At 40.3% G+C, this 15713-nt stretch carries 15 protein-coding genes; 6 read left to right on the top strand and 9 right to left on the bottom strand.

Annotation, left to right across the window (positions count from 1 at the left end; translation table 11 throughout):
- Positions 1-29 precede the first annotated feature (29 nt).
- Entirely contained in the window at positions 30-956 is a 927-nt protein-coding gene (locus ABC361_RS05895) for a class F sortase (RefSeq protein ID WP_413073136.1), read from the top strand.
- Between the two features lie 21 nt (positions 957-977).
- Here the strand turns inward: ABC361_RS05895 and ABC361_RS05890 are convergent, their stop codons facing one another.
- Positions 978-1328 (bottom strand): DUF779 domain-containing protein, encoded by a 351-nt coding sequence (locus tag ABC361_RS05890; protein WP_413073135.1) that lies wholly within the window; start codon positions 1326-1328, stop codon positions 978-980.
- A gap of 27 nt (positions 1329-1355) precedes the next feature.
- Positions 1356-2873 (bottom strand): acetaldehyde dehydrogenase ExaC, encoded by a 1518-nt coding sequence (gene exaC / locus ABC361_RS05885; RefSeq protein ID WP_413073134.1) that lies wholly within the window; start codon positions 2871-2873, stop codon positions 1356-1358.
- Between the two features lie 156 nt (positions 2874-3029).
- Between exaC and ABC361_RS05880 the strand changes: the two genes are divergently transcribed.
- Both ABC361_RS05880 and ABC361_RS05875 read left to right on the top strand, forming a co-directional pair.
- Positions 3030-3410: a hypothetical protein gene (locus tag ABC361_RS05880; protein WP_413073133.1), complete on the top strand. Its 381-nt coding sequence runs from the start codon at positions 3030-3032 to the stop codon at positions 3408-3410.
- Positions 3411-3500: 90 nt separating this feature from the next.
- Positions 3501-3671 carry a hypothetical protein gene (locus tag ABC361_RS05875; protein ID WP_176554481.1) on the top strand — a complete coding sequence of 57 codons (171 nt, stop codon included), beginning with the start codon at positions 3501-3503 and terminating at the stop codon, positions 3669-3671.
- 293 nt (positions 3672-3964) lie between these two features.
- On the opposite strand, the gene ABC361_RS05870 is transcribed toward ABC361_RS05875, so the two are convergent.
- From ABC361_RS05870 to ABC361_RS05850, 5 genes are all read right to left on the bottom strand, one after another.
- The gene (locus ABC361_RS05870) at positions 3965-4969 is read right to left on the bottom strand and encodes a 2-hydroxyacid dehydrogenase (RefSeq protein ID WP_413073132.1); all 1005 of its coding nucleotides are present in this window, start codon (positions 4967-4969) and stop codon (positions 3965-3967) included.
- Between the two features lie 21 nt (positions 4970-4990).
- Positions 4991-5749 (bottom strand): SDR family NAD(P)-dependent oxidoreductase, encoded by a 759-nt coding sequence (locus ABC361_RS05865; RefSeq protein ID WP_413073131.1) that lies wholly within the window; start codon positions 5747-5749, stop codon positions 4991-4993.
- Complete coding sequence (locus tag ABC361_RS05860; RefSeq protein WP_413073130.1) at positions 5740-7266, bottom strand: FGGY-family carbohydrate kinase; 1527 nt, start codon at positions 7264-7266, stop codon at positions 5740-5742. Before ABC361_RS05860 ends, ABC361_RS05865 begins: the two co-directional genes overlap by 10 nt.
- A 25-nt stretch (positions 7267-7291) precedes the next feature.
- Positions 7292-8086, bottom strand: coding sequence for a class I fructose-bisphosphate aldolase (locus ABC361_RS05855; protein ID WP_413073129.1), 795 nt, complete (start codon positions 8084-8086; stop codon positions 7292-7294).
- A gap of 164 nt (positions 8087-8250) precedes the next feature.
- Positions 8251-8622, bottom strand: a complete 372-nt coding sequence (locus tag ABC361_RS05850; protein WP_413073128.1) for a PH domain-containing protein — start codon at positions 8620-8622, stop codon at positions 8251-8253.
- Positions 8623-9268: 646 nt separating this feature from the next.
- Here ABC361_RS05850 and ABC361_RS05845 point away from each other — a divergent pair.
- The gene (locus ABC361_RS05845; RefSeq protein ID WP_413073127.1) at positions 9269-9655 is read left to right on the top strand and encodes a hypothetical protein; all 387 of its coding nucleotides are present in this window, start codon (positions 9269-9271) and stop codon (positions 9653-9655) included.
- 470 nt (positions 9656-10125) lie between these two features.
- Here ABC361_RS05845 and rlmD read toward each other — a convergent pair whose 3' ends face one another.
- A complete protein-coding gene (gene rlmD / locus ABC361_RS05840) occupies positions 10126-11499 on the bottom strand; it encodes a 23S rRNA (uracil(1939)-C(5))-methyltransferase RlmD (RefSeq protein WP_413073126.1) in 1374 nt (457 codons plus the stop codon).
- Positions 11500-11621: 122 nt separating this feature from the next.
- Positions 11622-13019 carry an alanine/glycine:cation symporter family protein gene (locus ABC361_RS05835; protein WP_413073125.1) on the bottom strand — a complete coding sequence of 466 codons (1398 nt, stop codon included), beginning with the start codon at positions 13017-13019 and terminating at the stop codon, positions 11622-11624.
- Between the two features lie 162 nt (positions 13020-13181).
- On the opposite strand from ABC361_RS05835, the gene ABC361_RS05830 reads away from it, so the two are divergent.
- The gene (locus ABC361_RS05830) at positions 13182-14417 is read left to right on the top strand and encodes a PucR family transcriptional regulator (RefSeq protein WP_413073124.1); all 1236 of its coding nucleotides are present in this window, start codon (positions 13182-13184) and stop codon (positions 14415-14417) included.
- A gap of 124 nt (positions 14418-14541) precedes the next feature.
- On the top strand, positions 14542-15675 hold the full coding sequence (ald, locus tag ABC361_RS05825; RefSeq protein ID WP_413073123.1) for an alanine dehydrogenase: 1134 nt from the start codon (positions 14542-14544) through the stop codon (positions 15673-15675).
- Positions 15676-15713 lie beyond the last annotated feature (38 nt).

Below are 15713 nucleotides of genomic sequence, written 5' to 3'. Positions count from 1 at the left end.
TTTATCATTCCAAAGGAGGTAGATCTGTTGTGCAAATAAGACCACTGGCTGTACTCTTCCTTTCGCTTTTAACGCTCATTGGATGCAGTACGTCTGCAGAAGAACCATCCTCCTCCCAACAACCCACAGCCCAAGATGAAATTGAGCCTCCTGTTGAAATTGAAGCGGAACAAACCATTGCGGAGGAATTTTCGATCGACCAGGAGACATTGGATACCGCATATGCTGAGCTAAACAAACAAAGCGAACTGTTTCCTTCTGAATTAAGAATTCCCGCACTCGATGTTGCAGCGCCAATTACTGAAGTAGGTTTGCTCGAGAATGGACAAATGGGTGTCCCCGATAACGGAACCGATGTTGGTTGGTATGAACCAGGAACAAAACCTGGTGGTCGTGGAAATGCTGTTTTAGCAGGACACGTCGATGACAACAATGGCCCCGCAGTGTTCTTTTATTTAGGTGATTTAGAAGAAGATCAATCCATTTTCGTGACCGATGAAGATGGGGAAGAATTAGAATTTACGGTTGATAAAATTGAAAGTTATCCGTATGATGATGCACCTCTAACAGAGATTTTTGGTTCAACAGATGACAAGCAACTCAATTTAATTACGTGTACGGGCACATTTGACCGTCAAACAGGCAATCACGATGAACGCCTAGTTGTCTATACTTCACTAGTTGAGGATACAGATAGCGAAGGAATTCCTACCGAGCCTACGGAACTAGCCATACAAGGAAATCTATTATCATGGTATGCCGTTCGTGATGACTACATTGCAGGCTACCGGATATATGAAGTAAGTGAAAACGGAAAAGAAACGTATGTAGCTAGTGTATCTCAGCAAGAGAGAAAATCTTATCTCATTGAAAATGACGATGTTGACTATACAGTAAAAACCGTTGATTATTTTGGAAATGAATCCAAGCAAGCACAAGAAAAAGGAGAGGCTTAAAACCATCTCCTTTTTTGCTATTTAGAACGCAGCTCGTTCTTCCTCTGTAAATACTCTTGATCGAGTTAAAAATCGTTTTCCCTCTGGCCCTTCAATGGAAAACATCCCTCCACGTCCATCCACGACATCAACAATAATTTGTGTATGCTTCCAATATTCATATTGAACTTTGCTCATGTAAAAAGGAGTGTCTGCAATGGTTCCCAATAGAATATCACTGTCTCCAACAAGAAATTCTCCAGCTTGATAACACATGGGAGAGCTTCCATCACAACATCCACCTGATTGATGGAACATAAGCGGTCCATGTTTATCTTTTAATGTTTCTAAAAAGGCGATCGCTGTTTCTGTTGCTGTTACTTTCTCAACCACACGCTCATCTCCTCTTTAATTTACTAATTAGAAAAGCCCCATCGGACTTGTGCCATAGCTGACTAATAAATTCTTTGTCTGTTGATAATGATCCAACATCATTTTATGATTTTCCCGACCAATTCCTGAGTTTTTATAGCCACCAAATGCAGCATGAGCTGGATACGCATGGTAGCAATTCGTCCACACTCGACCTGCTTCAATGCTGCGACCGAAGCGATAGGCTTGATTCATATTACGAGTCCAAACCCCGGCACCTAAGCCGTATAGTGTATCATTGGCAATTTCTAGCGCTTCGTCTGCCGTTTTAAATGTCGTAACAGAGACAACAGGCCCAAAAATTTCTTCTTGGAAAATTCGCATCTGATTTGTTCCTTTAAAGACAGTTGGCTGAATATAATAGCCATTTTCGTTCCCTTCGATCTTGCTTTGCTCTCCGCCAGTCAGAATTTCGGCACCTTCTTGTTTCCCTATGTCTATATAAGAGAGGATTTTTTCCATTTGTTCAGAAGATGCTTGCGCCCCCATCATGGTTTCTGTATCAAGTGGATTGCCGATCTTTATTTCCTTCACTCGTTTAAGTGCCCGTTCCATAAATGCATCATAGATGGACTCATCAATTAATGCTCTAGATGGACATGTGCAAACTTCGCCTTGGTTAAGCGCAAACATTACAAACCCTTCTACAGCTTTATCTAAGAAATCATCGTCTTCGTCCATAATATCTTTAAAAAAGATATTCGGTGATTTACCACCTAATTCGAGTGTGACCGGGATAATATTCTGTGATGCATACTGCATAATCAATCTTCCTGTCGTCGTTTCCCCAGTGAACGCAATCTTTGCAATTCTTGGGTTCGAAGCAAGCGGCTTTCCTGCTTCTACACCATAACCGTTTACGACATTGATAATGCCTTTTGGTAACAGGTCTTCAATTAACTCAAGCAACACCATAATCGATGCTGGCGTTTGTTCCGCTGGTTTTAAGACCACACAATTACCAGCAGCTAACGCTGGTGCAAGCTTCCAGGTCGCCATTAACAACGGAAAATTCCACGGGATAATTTGTCCGACAACGCCTAATGGTTCATGAAAATGATAAGCCACCGTATCCTCATCTAGCTGACTTAAACTACCTTCTTGTGCACGAATCGTCGCAGCAAAATAGCGGAAGTGATCGACCATTAACGGTACATCTGCCGCTAACGTTTCTCGAACTGCTTTTCCATTGTCCCAAGTCTCTGCTACAGCAAGCATTTCGCTATTGTCTTCAATTCGATCTGCTATTCTGTTTAAAAGATTGGCACGATCCGCTGGAGATGTTTTTCCCCAACTCACCTTTGCCTCATGTGCAGCATCTAGCGCTAATTCAATATCCTCTGACGTTGAGCGGGCTAGTTCACAAAACACTTCCCCCGTAACAGGCGAGATGTTTTCAAAGTATTGACCTTTAACAGGCTCCGTCCATTCACCATTAATATAGTTATCATATTTCTGTTTAAATGAAACGAGTGAGCCTTCTTGATTCGGATTTGCATAAATCATGTTCATTCCTCCTCTTTTAAGTTAAAGTAAGCGCTTACAATATATGTTGATTTTATTCTAACGCTTCTAATAAAAGGAGTCAAAGAATTTGAAAGGAGAAATGAAAGATGAACAGAATACACTAACAAGGGGCATATCTATAAACGGAGGGGTTCTTTGAAAATATTGTGGGTCATCATTGCCATCTTCCCTGGTTCATTCTTCTTTCACTTTTATGAAACAACCATGCATAATCAAGAAGCTGATATTAATTATTCGTTCATCTACGGAGCTCTCATTACTTGGTCCATTGTGGCTGGCGCTTTATCAATGCAAGTTCGGTTTTCTCAATTTCTACTAATCAATGCGTTTATGATTCTCTTATCAATTTTATTGGCGGAGCTGTTTATAACGCCTCCAAACCCAAGCTGGTTTAACCCCTTTACCATGAATGTTGTCATCGTACTATCTGGCTTGCTTATTGTGATTGGCCAATCAATGGCTAGACTACTAACCAAAGCCATTCTTAATTCTATAAAAAAAGAGGCTAATACATAAATTTTGCATCGATTACATGATTTTTGCATATACGTAACTACGCTAAAGCAGTATAATAGATGTATCCTAATCATTTGAGGAGGAACGCTCATGTATCATCTTAAAAGGCTCGTAGATGGGCAGACTTTCATTTTGAAAAATATCCATTCTGTAACTGACCGTGTATTTATTGAGTTTGAAAACGCACTAGAGTATGCGAAAAAGCTCAACACGCTCAATCCAAAAAACCCTTGGTCGGTCGCAAAAATTAACGAACAATAAAAAACCGCTATGTTTCATACATACGTTAACTTTCAACTAGAATGAAATTCATTCTAGTTTTTTCTTTCCTTCTTGAAACACATGAGCTCTGCCAAGAACCTCTATCTTCTGTCCATCGTAGAATAGACTCGACCCATTAAAGCACTATACCCAATAGCGCCATGAAAAGATTGAATGGTATTTATTAAACTCTTTTTCTCCAATAGGTCAATGAGATTTTCCGGTCTTTCACCAGTAAGATATAACCAATCCGCTTGATTTATTTTTCTATCTATGAAATAAACAAAGCCAGCTTATTTACGTCCACTATCTAGATAAGACATAACCCGTTCTGCTAGTAACGTAGGTGTGTGGCGAAAGGCATCGATCGTGCTCCCTGCTAAATGGGCCGTTAAAGTGACATTATTTAGTGAGAGAAAACGACTATCCTTCTTTAAAGGTTCATAGTCGAACGTATCTAGCGCTGCGCCAGCTATTATGTTTTCTTGCAAAGCTCTAACTAACGCTTCTTCTTTTACTAGACCTGACCGAGCGGTATTAATCAGAATCGCCGTTCGTTTCATTTTTCGAAATTGCTCATCTCCTAACATTCCTTTTGTTTCAGCTGTTAACCGCCCATGTAAACTCACGACATCAGAAGCGTGCAACAACTCATCTAACTCGACCTGAGTACATACTGTCTCCCCTTGAAAATATGGATCGTAAAAGAGAATGTTCGTTCCAAACACACCTAGATATTTTGCAACAAGCTGACCAATATGACCATATCCAATTAAGCCAACTGTCTGCCGCCCTAACTCTGGAATATGGTCTTGATTGGCAAAGTCTTTTTGCCAATGCCCATTCATGATAGAAGCATGAGAACGCCCTATGTTTCGCATCTCTGCAATCATCATTCCAACTGTGTATTCAGCTACGCTTCGTGCATTTCGACCTGGCGTATTTATGACTTTAATCCCTCTTGCGTCAGCTTCTTCCACGTCAATATTCTCTATTCCTCCACGGAGCACACCGATGATGGATACGTTGCGCGCTGCCGCCAGAACAGCACGATTTAAAGGCGCAAACTGAGTCATAATAAGGTCATATTGATCGATGTCACGGGTAAGGGTTTCAGGTAACATCACCGCATCTGCACCATCTTGTTCAATGCGTAAATTATCCTTTTGTAAATCTTCCACATGCTCATGGCGCCATTCTCGAATCGTTACTTCAATCCCTTTTTCTTCAAGAGTTGCAAGTCCTTGTTTCAACATATCTTGAGAGATTAATAAATCAGCGATCGCCAAACATTTCATATCCCCACTCCTTAGACAGTTTTAACGCATTAACATCCCACCTGTTGCGTCAAAGGTAGAACCAGTCAAATAGTTTGCTTTTTCAGATACTAAAAACGTTGCGATTTCCGCCATCTCTTTAGGTTGTGCTACACGCCCAAGAGGAATTCGACTCAAGTAATAATCTTCTTTCTCTTGCAACGACGACCGGATCATATCCGTTTCCACAATGCCTAAAGCAAGATTATTGACTGTAATCCCGTCTGACGCATGTTCTCTAGCGAGTGATCGTGCAAAGCCTAAAATCCCTGCTTTGCTTGCAGCATAGTGAGCGTGACCTGTGGTTGCGCCGTGAAAAGCTGCCTGCGATGTGATATTTAAGATCTTCCCTCCTTTTTGATGATCCAGACACTGTTGAACAAATAACTGACTTAAGAGGAAAACACTCGTTAAATTTTTATTGATCGTATCCGTCCAGTCTGAAAGTGTCAGATCTTTTATGTATCCTTTAGGCCATACCCCCGCATTATTAATAAGAATATCAGCAGCACCTACCTGTGCATTTGCTTGCTGAAATAATGCCTGCATACTCGTTGAATCGGCAAGATCCATCTTCACAGCATGCGCATTTCTCCCTGTTGCTTGAATTTCTCCTACAACTTCCTCTGCCTTTTCACGCTGTCCTTGATACGTTAGCGTAACATGAACCCCTTCTGCCGCTAACGATAAAGCGATCTCTTTGCCTACTCCCCTAGATCCCCCTGTCACAATCGCATGCTTTCCACTTAATCCTAAGTCCATTGCTTCGCTCCTAACGCCCATACTTGTTCCATTTTTTCGACAGTCTGCTGATAAAGCTTGAATTTTTGCTGATAGACCTTCGCTTTTCCTAGATTCGGTTCAATTCGTCGTGCCACGTTAACCATTGAAGTAGATGCCTCTTCTATTGACTTATATGTTCCTGCCATCACAGCTGCACACATCGCAGTCCCTAACGTTCCATGTTCCTGTATATCAACAATTTCTAATGGAAGCTGTAACGCATCCGCAAACATTTGCACCCAAACATCTGACTTTGTCACACCACCTGCGATCCGAACTGAAGTTGGCGCTTTTCGATAGTGCAACAGTTGTTTGACATGAGCTAAGTGGCTAAACACAACACCCTCATAGATTGCACGCAAGACATAGGCTCTTGTATGCCAGCTTGAAAGACCGATAAAGCACGAACTCGCATTCCTCACTGTGTTTGATCCGAAAAGGAACGGTAAAAACAATAACTGACTGTCTTCAGCCTTTGTTTTCGCCACAAGCTCGTTACACTCGTCATAGATAGAACGTCCTTGCCGCTCTGCCTCAACCTTTTCTTGCTTCATCCATTCGTCAATGTACCACTCCAAATTACTCGCTGACGTTGGACTTGCTTCAGTTGTTAGCCAGTATCCTTCCATACAGTAAATGGATGTCATAAATAAATGTTTATCAATAACGGGTTTTGTTGTGATGTATTCATTAATACTCCATGTACCAGCTACAATGCACAATTGATCTTCTCGTACTATGCCTGAAGCAATGGCTGATGCGGAAATGTCAAAAATACCTCCTGCCACCGGCGTACCTTCTTTTAAACCAGTTAATTGTGCGACTGTTTCCGTGATATGGCCACAACATTCGGTTGACCTTTTTAATGGGGGAAGTTTTTCGTATACATCCTCAATGCCAAAGAATGATAGCAATTCACGATCATAACAGCGGTCTCGTACATTAAGCAAACATGTCCCGGATGCATCCGTTTCCTCGACATACGCTTCTCCTGTTAACTTAAATCGAACATAATCTTTCACCATAAAAATATAGGTCGTTTTATTGAGTACATCCGGTTCGTTGTCTTTTAACCAGGCGAGTAATGACACTGGTTGCCCAGCCCAAACCGATTGCATGGTTTTCGGCAAAATTTCTCCTTCAAATCGTCCATCTTGCTTCCACTGTTCCACGTATGTCGTTGCTCTCTGATCAGTAGAAATGATTCCGTTGTATGTCGGTTCTCCTCGTTCGTTTGCCATATACAAACCGTTTCCATGCCCTGTGATGGAAATACCAATAATGTCCTCTGCATTGATGTTCGCTGAAGCTAAGACTTCACGAATAACCATGAGGTTTGCTTGCCATAACTCTTCGCAATCTCGTTCTGTATGATAAGGCTGTGTGGTGATCATTCGCGTCTTTTTCATTGCGATTTGAATTTCTTTCCCTGATAAATCGTAGAGAGCTGCTTTTGTCAACGTTCCACCATTATCAATCCCTAACACATAGCGCATCATCATCCTCCTCGATTACTGGCCTTTAATGATTTCTATACAACTGGTACGCGTAGTCAATCTCTCCATTTTCATGAATTAAGCAATTCAATGCAGCAACGAGCCCTGCTGGATTTTCGCTTTGAATAATATTTCGACCAACAGCAACCCCTTTTGCGCCACAATCCATACAGTGCTTCACAAACGATAAGTAGGCCTTCACATCTTTTGTCTTTGGACCACCTAATGCTAAAACAGGGACTTGCGCTTGTTCGGCAATAACCCAATCATCCACCCCACCAGAATAACGAGTTTTCACAACATCAGCCCCTAGCTCAACCGCAATTCGGGCAGCAGACGCAATTACGTAAGGGTCATTTGAATCCTTGTCAGTAATGGCATAGCCATTTGGTAAAGATTCACAAATGAAAGGAAAGTTCCACCGCTCTGCATCCTTAGCTAATGCCCATGCTGCTTGATGTGTGTCTGCTTCATTAGGAGCACCTGGAAACGTCATGGCTATGATGCCATCTGCGCCAAGTCGCAACGCATCCTCTACCGTTAGTAGAGAGGCTGTGTTTGGAACGGATAAATCATAAACACTTGTTGATATGTCTGCACGAACCACCAATCCAACCTCATGAAACCACTCCGAATAACGTTTTGCGAGCCCATAAGTGACTAAAACCGCATCCAATCCATTATCAATAAGTTGGGGCATTTGCTTGATCACTGTATCAATACCGTTTGTATTTGTTGAAAAATAATAGCCATCCAGAGCTAGGGTTAACGACTTGCCATCTTTTGCGAAGAGTTGATGTAACCGACGCGTTTTTGTCATTGTAGCCTCCATTTGTCAAAATACTGAGAATTCTATTCGTGTTGTGACGATCATAATCAAACGGACAAGACAGTGTCAAGTTTTGATTATAAACACGGTTCTATGCATTCTTGGAATAAAAAAAGAGGTTTACCCATTTATAGAGCAACCCCCCCTCATATGTATTAAACGTCCTGTCTATATGACACGCCTTCCTCTTTACGCGATTCTCGTGATGCTGTTCTTATTTGTTCCCTGACCGTGTGAGGATCTTTTATCTTTTTCAGCATCAACTTCGGGTGACTAGAATCAGAACTAATGATCTCAATATCCCCAAGATTCATTGCTTTATCTTTAAACTTCTGAATAACGTTAATATCCTTAATTTTATAAAGATCAATATCTGTTTTTGTAGACGTCATCATACCTTGCTTAGATACTTTTAAACGTTCATTCGTAAGTGTGTAATACTCCTTAGGAATTTTAAGAACGCCCTTTTGATTCCCTTTGATTCCAAACAAATGCGTTTCAAATTCGACTATAATTGTTTCTTCCATACAAATATCCCCCTGTTATTTATTTACTTTAACTTATACACTAAACTTTAAAAAAAGTCCTGCGAAATTTGTCGATTAATATAGATAAAACGGAATAAGCTTAATTCAAATCGTCCATTATGAAATATTATACAAATAGACGGTCTTAAAAACCTAACTATTTCAGCAACCTGCTTAAATTTTCGTTTACGATTTTTTTATAACAATGCTTATATTTGGTTAAGAGCTCTTCTTTTCAACAAAGCGCCTAACAATGTGTTAATCAGGGTTACCACGCTCTTTCATCTTTTTTTAATAGGCTTTTTTAATCCTCAATAGATTAGTTGTACCCCTTTTTCAACTCTCACAATTCCTTCTACTTTTAATCATATCCAGCTTTATATCTCGCTTCTCATCTACATACATCCCTCTCCCTAATTTAGTTAATAAAAAGTTAAAGCTACTTATTTTTCATCGTGTTAAAATTAAATCATCTATTACTAAGCGAAAGAGAGCGTAAAATATCTTGTTACAAAAATACGCATTAGCGTTAGCTCTAGTCTTAAATCGAATTTCAATTATGGCTAGCATTAATTTTTACTATCATTATCAACAGACAAATAATAATGAGAAGCAATTAAAGTCTTTACGTAGTCTCGAGGAAGCAATGAATGATCTAAAAACAATAACAGTCAATCGTCAATTAGCAGGACACCATCTCAAAACTAAAAAGCAACGAGAATTAGCCCAGATTGGGATGAAATACGAACAGCTTTTAGCAAACGAAGAAAATACATTAGCTCTAGCTAAAGAATGGGCAAATACACTTTATAAACAAGTAGAGATATCATTATTTTTTTTATTTTCACTACTTCCGGTATTAGGTTTTGGAGCAATTTATTCAAATCTGCCGACACTTTTTATGATTTTAGCTTTATTTAATGTAGTAATTATTCTTATGCTCATCCACTCTTCAAAAAAACCAAGCCTATTAAAAAAAGTAGTGGTAATTGCATTGATTGTATTAATATATTTTTTTCGCGTGATTCAGTAACGCACAAATAGAGAACCTCCTCATAAGGGTGTCTTCTTTTTTAGCTTTGTTCGCCCGCTCGTCAGATGACATGCAAAGCCGCTTTACTTTCTAATGATAAGGAAGGGTGCGCTAATAATTAATTTATTCGACTATCCTCTGCTCACCATAATTGTAGCTATTATACTTGTTACATTAGTATCTATACATACAAGAAGATTAGTGAATAAAGATAAAGGTTCAATTAAAAATAATGGTCCTAAGAAACGCAAAATGACCAATACAGAAAAATACATTATCTTACCCACGAGTTTATTTGTAATTTTCGCAGTAGCGATATTTAATCACATTTATCGACCAATATTAATGGATGGTCCTTTTACTGACTGGATACAGTCACTATTTAGTCTATGAACAGTTCATACAGCCATACAACAAAAAAACACTGCTCAATCTATCAAAAGATTTGAGCAGTGTAACCACTTATTAACTTAGTCATTTACTTCTAAAACCGCTACACATTCCACATGATTTGTTTGTGGGAACATATCTACAGGCGTTACTTCTTTTGTGCGGTAACCGCCATCCTCTAAGACACGCAAGTCTCGAGCAAGGGTGGCCGGGTTACACGACACATACACGATTCGTTTTGGCTTCATTTGCAGCATCGTCTTCAGAAGTGCTTCATCGCACCCTTTTCTTGGTGGGTCGACGACAATGACGTCAGCCGAAATTCCCTGTGCGTGCCACCATGGAATGACTTTTTCTGCTTCTCCAACGGCAAAGGTTGCGTTGTCAATGTGATTCAGTTTCGCATTTCGCTTTGCGTCAGTAATCGCTTCTGGAACAATTTCAACACCGTATACATGCTTCGCTTTTTGCGCCAGAAAAAGCGAAATGGTCCCAATTCCACAGTACGCATCAATAACGGTCTCATCCCCCGTTAGCTCCGCATAATCTAGCGCTTTTTGATAAAGACGATTGGTCTGGTCAGGGTTTACTTGATAAAAGGATCGCGCTGAAATCGCAAATCGAATGCCGTTAATCTCATCGTATAAATACGTTTCTCCCCACAAGACATCTGTTTGCTTTCCAAAAATCACATTTGTTCGTTCATTGTTGATGTTATGGACAATTGAGACAATCCCAGGGATTGCTTCTTGAATACCTGCAATGAGCGCTTCTTTCCCCGGGAGTTTTTTCCCTTTTGTGACTAGGACAACCATTACTTGACCTGTGGTTTTTCCGTAACGAGCGACAATATGTCGGAGAACGCCGTTATGTTTTTCTTCATCGTAAGCTGGGATTCGTAGCTCTTTCGCTAATCGTTTAACAGTTTGTACAACATGGTCATTCTCTTTGTGCTGGATGATGCATTCATCCATATCGACGATGTGATGGCTTCGTTTTGCATAAAAACCTGCCACGAGCTCACCACGCTGAAAGGCGACTGGTACTTGCGACTTGTTCCGATAGCGCCATGGTTCGTCCATCCCAACAACCGGATGAACAGGAACACCTGGTAACTTTCCGATTCGCTCCATTACATCTTTCACTTGTTTTTGCTTCATATGCAGTTGTGCGTCATAATCCATATGTTGAATTTGGCACCCCCCACATTGATGAAAAATCGGGCATGGTGGCTCCACACGATGTGGACTCTCTTCAACAAGATTCATTAAACGTCCAAATCCGTAACCTTTTTTCGTTTTTACGACTTTTACTTCGGCCTTTTCACCTGGAAGGGCTTGAGGGATAAATAAGGCATAGCCATCAACTTTGGCAACGCCTGAACCATCGTGAGTTAAATCTTCAATCGTAACAGTAAGGGTTTCATTTTTTTGCACAGGTGCTTGTTGTTTCATCTTTAGATACGTCCTTTATTCGCAAATGTCATCCATCCATTGTATCACGGAGGCGTTCGATAAAAAAGCGCGTCTTCCGCAAAAAAAGAGGCCTGTACACGTGTACAGCACCTCTAGTTGAATTAATATTTTCCTTTTTGATAGAAGTTCTCAAAATAATCGTTTGTTTCTGCTACAACAACTTTCCATAATAGCAGCAACGCAATTAAGTTCGGAATCATCATCAATGCATTGGCTACGTCGGCAAAAGCCCATACCGTCGCGAGACTTGCAACTGTACCGATAAAACATGCGAAAACATAAATTAAGCGATAGAATGTGATCCCTTTAGTACCAACAAGGTATTCGAAACATTTCTCACCGTATACATACCAACCAACAATAGTTGAGAAACCGAAGAAAATAACTGAGAGAGAAACGATATATTCACCAACAACACCAAGAACCGAACCAAATGCTGCGGTTGTTAAAGCTCCTCCTTCTAACGATGCATCATGGGCAACACCAGAAATCAATCCACCTGTTTGATCCCAGAAACCTGTAATAAGTAAGACGAGCCCTGTCATTGTACAAACAATGATTGTGACAATGAACGTACCAGTCATAGCAACGAGTGCTTGCTTAACTGGGTGATCCGCACGTGCACTTCCGGCAATTAGCGCTGCCGTTCCAAGACCTGCTTCGTTTGAGAAGATCCCTCGTGCCACTCCATTACGGATCGCTTCAGCAACAACGATTCCGACAAAACCACCGACAGCAGCGACTGGATTAAACGCATAATAGAAAATCATTTCGAATGCTGGAATAATTAAGTTGTAGTTTAAAATTAAAATTAAAATCGCGCCGCCCATATACAAGATCGCCATAATTGGCACAAAGAAACTTGCAACGGAACTAATGCGTTGGATTCCTCCAAATATAATAAAACTTACAAGTATGACCAGAATAACACCTGTTACCCAACCTGGAACACCAAAACTAGTTGATGCAACGTCGGCAATGGTGTTTGATTGTACACTATTTCCAATCCCTAACGCGGCAATCGCTCCAAATAAAGCAAACCCAATCGCTAAGAACTTAAATTTCTTTCCTAATCCTTTTTCAATATAATACATTGGTCCACTTGAATATTCACCGCGGTCATTTTTGACGCGAAATTTTACTGCAAGTAATGCCTCTGCATATTTTGTTGCCATTCCTAATAGACCCACAACCCACATCCAAAAGATTGCACCGGGTCCACCGAGGGTGACCGCTGTCGCTACACCTGCAATGTTACCGATTCCAATTGTAGCTGATAACGTTGTCATTAAAGTTTTAAAATGGCTGATATCGCCTTCAGCAGTGGAGTCTGACTTGTCTTCCTTGCCGAAACCTAATTTAAAGGCATGACCGAGACGACGGAATTGTAAACCCTTTAAGGCTATCGTTAAAAATAAACCTGTACCGAATAATAATATTAGACTGGGTGGTCCCCATAAAATATCGCTGATACTCTCGAGTATATCTTTTATACTCATGTTGTTCACTCCTCAGGACACACTATTGTATGATAGTATTAGTAGTCGATAGTTATTCTATCATGCACGTTCATACTTGTATTTGTGAAACCATACAATCTGAAAACGTTTCCTTTGTGTTTTCATACAATTACTTTTCTTAAAAAATAAGGAGCTCTAGCTATGTCTAATGAAATATACAAGCTTTTTAATCAGTCATTCGACTCTTTAGAAGCTTTTGCCGATACGATTAGCGAACATCTTAAGTGCCCGGTTACGATTGAAGACGCCAATCACCACCTTCTTGCCTACAGCTCTCATGATGACGAAACCGACCAAGCACGTGTTTCGACCATTATTGGGCGTCGTGTGCCAGAACGTGTCATTAACCGATTTTGGAAAGATGGGGTTATCCCAAAGTTAAACCACAGTGATGAGCCACTAGTCATCCCAACGATTGATGAAATTGGCTTACGTAATCGAGTTGCCATTTCCATAAGAAAAAATGAAGAAGTTCTCGGTTACATTTGGGTTGTGGATGTAAACGGAACGCTAACAACCGAACACTTAGATCTTTTGAAATTGGCAGCACAAAAAGCGCGCAATCAGCTTTTACAACTAAATCTGCAAAACAAGAAAAAAGAACGCAACGAACAAGAATTCTTGTGGCAAATGATTACAGGTGATGTCGTTAATCACGATTCGATTGAGAAAGAATTAGTACGCATCGGGCTAAAAAAAGGCCAACCTGTTGCCATCCTTGTCTTTTCTTTTAAACAAATGTCTAAAGAACTTTATAATCAACTCACATACATTTCAAAAACAACACAAAAGATGAAAATCCTTATTCACACACTAGATGAAAACCATTGGATTACGTTAGTTGCACCTAAAAATAGTACCACTTTTATTGAGGAAACTGAACAATTTATTCAATCTTTTTGTGAGCAGATTAAAGAACGGTTTGAAACGAGGGTTGAAGCGGTTGGCTGTGGCTACCCAAAAGAAACGTTTCCTATTATAAGTGAAAGCTATAATGAAGCGAATGCAGTGCTTCGACTGAAGAAGTTGTTTCCACGTGAATTGGAAACCGTTCACTTCTACCATGAGCTTGGTGCTTTTCGCTATATTGATTTATTAAAACGAACACCCGAACTACAAAAGCTCACTTCTAACCCAGCTTTGGAAAAACTAGCCGCTTATGACAAAGATAACCAAACCAATTTAATGGAAACATTGGAAACAGTGCTGGACTATGAAGATCGTCTAACCGAAGCCGCAAAGAAGCTTCATTGTCATATTAATACATTGAATTACCGCTTAAAACGAATTAAGGAAATTACGATGATTGACATTAAAGATCCTGTCCAAAAAATTGGCCTTTATTTTGACATTAAGCTCTTTAGGAAGTCCGTCTAAGACCGTTTGTTGATTTTCACAAATAACCGCTTCCATTTTGTTTTTTTGTAACAATGCGTTCCTCCATTTGTGGATTTATACTAAACGTATCACATTCACACTACCCTGTTTGGAGGAATTATAGATGATTATTGGTATCCCTAGAGAAATTAAAAATAACGAAAATCGTGTAGCGATCACGCCAGCTGGTGTTGTTGCGTTAACAGAAGCTGGTCACCAAATTCTTGTAGAACAAAATGCTGGTATTGGCTCAAGTTTTGAAGATGTTGATTACACAGCTGCTGGTGCGACAATTATTCCAGAAGCCAAAGACGTGTGGGCTCAATCAGACATGATTATGAAAGTAAAAGAGCCATTATCAAGCGAGTATGGCTACTTCCGTGAAGGATTAATTCTCTTCACATACCTTCACCTGGCAGCTGAAGCAGAACTTGCTCAAGCATTAGTTGATAGCGGCGTGATTGCGATTGCTTACGAAACGGTTGAAGTAAACCGCACACTTCCACTTCTTACACCAATGAGTGAAGTTGCTGGTCGTATGGCTTCTCAGATTGGTGCTCAATTCCTTGAGAAATTAAAAGGTGGAAAAGGCATTCTCCTTTCAGGCGTACCAGGCGTAAAACGCGGAAAAGTAACAGTTATTGGTGGCGGAGTTGTTGGAACGAACGCAGCGAAAATTGCGGTTGGTCTAGGTGCTGACGTGACGTTGATCGACTTAAGTGCGGATCGTCTTCGTCAAATCGATGACCAGTTCGGAAATGACATTCAAACATTAATGTCCAATCCTTTAAATATTGCTGAAGCAGTAAAAGATTCGGATCTTGTGATTGGTGCTGTTTTAATTCCAGGAGCAAAAGCCCCTAAACTTGTAACAGAAGAAATGATTATGTCAATGAATCCAGGATCTGTTGTTGTTGACGTTGCTATTGACCAAGGTGGTATCATTGAAACTGTAGATAAGATTACAACTCATGATAACCCAACATACACGAAGCATGGTGTAGTTCATTACGCTGTAGCGAACATGCCTGGTGCTGTGCCTCGTACATCAACACTTGGACTTACCAACGTAACGATTCCTTATGCGCTTCAAATCGCAAACAAAGGAGTCCAACAAGCATTAGCAGACAACCCAGCTCTTGCTCTTGGACTAAACGTTGCAAACGGTGATGTGACGTATAGTGCTGTTGCACGTGACCTTGGATATGAGCTTGTTTCCGTAGCAAATGCATTAGCAAAAACTCCGGTAAAAGCATAAATCCTCTATAGCACGCTAAAGCCCCTGCATCGTATGAT

This window comes from Shouchella phoenicis (assembly GCF_047238345.1).
Lineage (GTDB): Bacteria > Bacillota > Bacilli > Bacillales > Bacillaceae_D > Shouchella.
Note: the sequence above shows the minus strand (reverse complement) of the source record. Positions and strands in the feature narration are given on the sequence as shown.